Below are 4,041 nucleotides of genomic sequence, written 5' to 3' on the forward strand. Positions count from 1 at the left end.
GCGCGACGCGGGCCCGGCCGCCGGCACCCGGGTGGTGCTGCGCCGTATCCTGCGAGCCGACCGGTGGAGCGCCTATCGCGAGACGATCACCGACGACGCGGCCGGTCGCGAGGTCGCCGCGGGCCTGGCCGCCAATCCGACGATGCGGGCGATGCTCGGCCCGCCCTACGACCTGTTGCACGTCGGCGGGTTCACGTCCTGGCGTGTCGGCGGCTTCGTCGCGATGATGGCCGCGGTCATGGCGGGGCTCGGCGTCATCCGCGCCACTCGCGCGGACGAGGAGGCGGGCCGCACCGAACTGTTGCGCGCCGGGTCGATCGGGCGGCACGCGCCCCTGCTCGCCGCCCTGCTCGTCGCGCTGGGGCTGGGCATCGGTGTGACCGGTGTCGCCTTCGCCGGCGTGGGCGCCGTCGCCGCCCAACTCACCGCGTCGGCCCGGACCGCCCGGGGCATCGCGATGGGGTCGGTCGGCGCGGCATACCTCCTGCGCGCCGTCGCCGACGGGACCTCGGAGGACGCCGGTATGCGGTGGCTCGGCTGGCTCTCGCCGCTCGAGTGGTCACCGTACGTGCGGCCGTATGCCGGGGAGCGCTGGTGGGTGCTCGCCCTCCCGATCGCATTGGCGGCCGGGCTGATTGGGTTCGCCTTCGCACTGGAGGCCCGCCGTGATCACGGCGCGGGCCTGCGCCCCGCCCGCCCCGGCCCGGAGCACGCCGCACCGGCCCTGGGATCGGTGAGCGCTCTCGCGCGGCGGCTCGATCGGGGCACGGCGATCTGGACACTCGTCGGGATGGGCCTTTTCGCGCTCGTCATGGGCTCGATGTCGAATGTCTTCGACTCGATCGCCGAAGATCCCACGCTGGCCGATCGCTTCCGCCGGATGGGTGCCGGCGCGACCGACCTGACCGACGCCTTCTATGTGGCGATGATCGGCATCCTCGTCGTTCTCTTCGCCCTGATCGGCATCTCCCTCGTGGAGCGACTCCGGCGCGAGGAGGAGTCCGGGCGCGGTGAGCTGCTGCTCGCCGGCGCGACGTCTCGATCCCGGGTGTTGAGTGCCTTCGTCCTGCCGGCGCTGATCGTGCCGATCGGGGTGCTGATCCTCAGTGGTCTCTTGATGGCGCTGCCGGCGGCGCTGCGTGGCGACCCGCAGCAACTCGCACGGATCGGCGGCGGCGCCGCGGCCCAGGCACCCGGGATCGCACTCATCGTCGGCCTCGCGGTTGCCGTGCACGGGTTGGCGCCACGGCTGCGGCTGCTGCCCTGGCTCGTCACCGGCTGGTCGCTCGTCGTCAACTGGATCGGCGCGGTGCTGGGCTTCCCCCAGCGAGTCCTCGACGCCACCCCCTTCGCCTATCTGCCACGACCTCCGGCCGAGCCAATGGACTGGGTCCCCGTGGTCGTCGAATCGCTCCTGGCTCTGGGATTGCTCGCGGCCGGCTGGTGGGGTTACGCCCGCCGCGACGTCACCTGAGCGGGCCGGGCCGTTCCGTAGGATCGGCCGCGTGCCTCAGAACGAGTTCGGCCAACCCGTCGGCGAGCCGCTGCCCGGCTGGCAGGCCCGGCCACCCGTCATACCCGTGACCCTGACCGGAAGGCACGTGCGGTTGGAACCGCTCACGGCGGCACACGCCGGAATTCTCTACGCGCCGATGGTTCTCGAATCCGACCCGCGGATCTGGACCTACTACCCCTACTCGCCGACGATGACCCGTGCCGAGTTCGACGCCTGCATCGCCGTCCAGCTGCGCAACCCGGCGGGCGCGGCGCACGCCATCATGGCGCCGGACGGTGCCGGTCTGGGGTTCGCGAGTTTCTTGCGGATCGACCCGCCGAACGGCAGCGTCGAGGTCGGCGGGATCGTCTATTCCTCTGCGCTGCAACGCACCACGGCCGCCACGGAAGCGATGATCCTGATGGCCCGGCATGTCTTCGACGACCTCGGCTACCGCCGATACGAGTGGAAGTGCGACTCGTGCAACGAACCGTCCAAGGCGGCCGCGACCCGGCTGGGGTTCACCTACGAAGGGCGGCATCGCAACGCGATGGTCTACAAGCCCCCCAACCGCGACACCGACTGGTTCTCGATCACCGGTGCGGAATGGCCGGCGCTGTCCGCGGCATACGACGCGTGGCTGGCCCCGGGCAACTTCGATGCCGCAGGAGCGCAACGCCGCTCGCTCGGTGATCTCACCCGTTCCTGACGGGGCGCAGCGCAGCGGGAAGGCGGTGACCCGGTCCGGGTCACCGCCTTCGCTGCGTCGGTCGCTGTCGAGGCTCGACCGGGGTGGGATCGACCGATCAGTGACCCGTCACCCAGCAGGCGATGCAGGCCCCGTCGGACGTGGAGTTCGGGCCGGCGATGTCGGCGTGCGCCGCCGGGGCGAGACCGAGGCCGCCGAGAAGGAGGAAGGCGAGGGTCGCGGTGAAACGGCGCATCAGGTCAGTCCTTTCGTGTCGTGGCCCGGCTGGCGTCCGGATCTGGGGGAAGTCAACCGGCCCGGCTCACCCGCGCCAAGGGGTCTGGGCGACGCACAAACTGCCATGGCAGCACTTTCGGTAGCCATCGGCGGCGGCACCTGGATCTCCAGCAGCTCGCCGGCCTCGGTGAACTGGGCGAGTATTCCCCGCAACAGGCGGGTCGCCGCACGACGAACGGTGTCGGGGGTGCCCACGGCGAAGATCAGTCCGTCGATGAACCCGTCCGCCGGATCCGGCTGGATGCTCACGTGTTGCAGCACGCCGTCCGCTCCCGCACTACCACTGTCATTGAATGCCGCGATCGCGGAGCGGATCTCTAGGAGGACGACTTCGCTCTCGTCGGCAAGTCGCAAATTCTCTGGATATTTCCAGGCAAGGCGAAATGGGTAAATATCCATGATCGACCCTTTCGTCGTTAAAGACATCCGGGTTATCGTCGCCACAATTGGTCGTGTAGTGTGCGAGATATGGGGGGGAGAACCTGACATGACAGGAAGTGACGGCTCCGGGGCCCGGCCGCCCGTGGAGGGACTCGCGGTTCTCGGGCTCGAGCCGGTCACCTTGGACGTCTATCGCCAGTTGCTGCTGCGTCCCGAGGCCGACCTCACGACCCTCGCCGAGGCCTGCGGTGTCGGCGAGCCGCAGGCACGCGACGCTCTCGATGCCCTTGCCGCCACCGCCCTGCTGCGTCCCAGCCAGAGCCACGCCGGCACCTGGCGGCCCATCTCTCCCGAAGTGGCCCTGCGACGGCTCGTCGCCGAGCTCGAGGAAGCGCACGCCCGGCAGGCCGTCCGGCTCGCCCGGGTTCGCGACGACGTGCTCGCCTTCGTCACCGACTATCGCGAAGAACGCGAAGCCCGGCTCGCCCGCACCGTCGAACGACTCGACGGTCGTGACGCCGTGGTGTCGATGCTCGAAGAACTCAGCGCCGCCAGCACGACCGAGATCCTGTCGATGTCGACGTCCCGACCCGCGCCCGAGGCCGTCGAGCAGGCACGCGACTCGGACACGGCGACGCTGGCGCGCGGGGTGCGCTCCCGCACGATCTATCTCGAGGGTGTCGTCGACAAGGCATTCCGGCAGTCGCTCTTCAGCTTCGTCTCCGAGGGGGCCGAAGTGCGCCTGGCCCCGACTCTGCCGGTGCGCATGCTCATCTTCGATCGTGCGGTCGCCGTCATCGCGACCGATCCGGACGACATCGGCGCCGGCGCCGTCGTGCTGCGCGGAGGCGGCGTTCTCATCGCCCTCGCTGCCCTCTTCGAGATGCAATGGGAGGCCGCCCGCGCCCCCTTCGAGGTCCCGACGCCCGAGAACGATGTCGAGGTGTTGTCCCCGATGGACACGCAAGTGCTGAGACTGCTCGCCCGGGGTCTCAAGGACGAGGCCGTCGCGCACCACCTCGGTGTCTCCGTCCGCACGGCCCGTCGTTTCATCGCCGATCTGCACGAGCGGGCCGGTGCCGGCAGTCGCTTCGAACTCGGTGTCCGCGCCAAGGAACTCGGCTGGCTCTGACCTGATCCGAACAGGTCGAGGCGGCACAAACTGCCATGACAGTTTGTG

Annotated in this window: 5 protein-coding genes; 3 read left to right on the top strand and 2 right to left on the bottom strand. The window is 70.0% G+C overall.

The genetic code is table 11. The features are described from left to right. Window positions 1-1,474: ABC transporter permease (locus BN11_RS16645; RefSeq protein WP_162213270.1), on the top strand; the 1,474-nt coding region annotated here is incomplete at its 5' end. Between the two features lie 31 nt (window positions 1,475-1,505). Continuing rightward, window positions 1,506-2,204, top strand: coding sequence for a GNAT family N-acetyltransferase (locus BN11_RS16650; RefSeq protein ID WP_048699471.1), 699 nt, complete (start codon window positions 1,506-1,508; stop codon window positions 2,202-2,204). A gap of 97 nt (window positions 2,205-2,301) precedes the next feature. Here BN11_RS16650 and BN11_RS23020 read toward each other — a convergent pair whose 3' ends face one another. Beyond that, entirely contained in the window at window positions 2,302-2,439 is a 138-nt protein-coding gene (locus BN11_RS23020) for a hypothetical protein (RefSeq protein WP_157044236.1), read from the bottom strand. Next, window positions 2,439-2,879 (bottom strand): hypothetical protein, encoded by a 441-nt coding sequence (locus BN11_RS16655; protein WP_157044237.1) that lies wholly within the window; start codon window positions 2,877-2,879, stop codon window positions 2,439-2,441. Before BN11_RS16655 ends, BN11_RS23020 begins: the two co-directional genes overlap by 1 nt. Before the next feature lie 88 nt (window positions 2,880-2,967). Here BN11_RS16655 and BN11_RS16660 point away from each other — a divergent pair, with 88 nt between their 5' ends. Further along, window positions 2,968-3,993 (top strand): helix-turn-helix transcriptional regulator, encoded by a 1,026-nt coding sequence (locus tag BN11_RS16660; RefSeq protein ID WP_157044238.1) that lies wholly within the window; start codon window positions 2,968-2,970, stop codon window positions 3,991-3,993. The last annotated feature ends 48 nt before the right edge of the window (window positions 3,994-4,041 follow it).

The sequence above is a fragment of the Nostocoides australiense Ben110 genome (assembly GCF_001050535.1).
In the GTDB taxonomy this organism is placed as follows: domain Bacteria; phylum Actinomycetota; class Actinomycetes; order Actinomycetales; family Dermatophilaceae; genus Nostocoides_A; species Nostocoides_A australiense.

Coding starts and splice junctions, on each gene's coding strand:
- BN11_RS23020 (WP_157044236.1), bottom strand. CDS start 2,439: ATGCGCCGTTTCACCGCGACCCTCGCCTTCCTCCTTCTCGGCGGCCTC.
- BN11_RS16655 (WP_157044237.1), bottom strand. CDS start 2,879: ATGGATATTTACCCATTTCGCCTTGCCTGGAAATATCCAGAGAATTTG.
- BN11_RS16660 (WP_157044238.1), top strand. CDS start 2,968: ATGACAGGAAGTGACGGCTCCGGGGCCCGGCCGCCCGTGGAGGGACTC.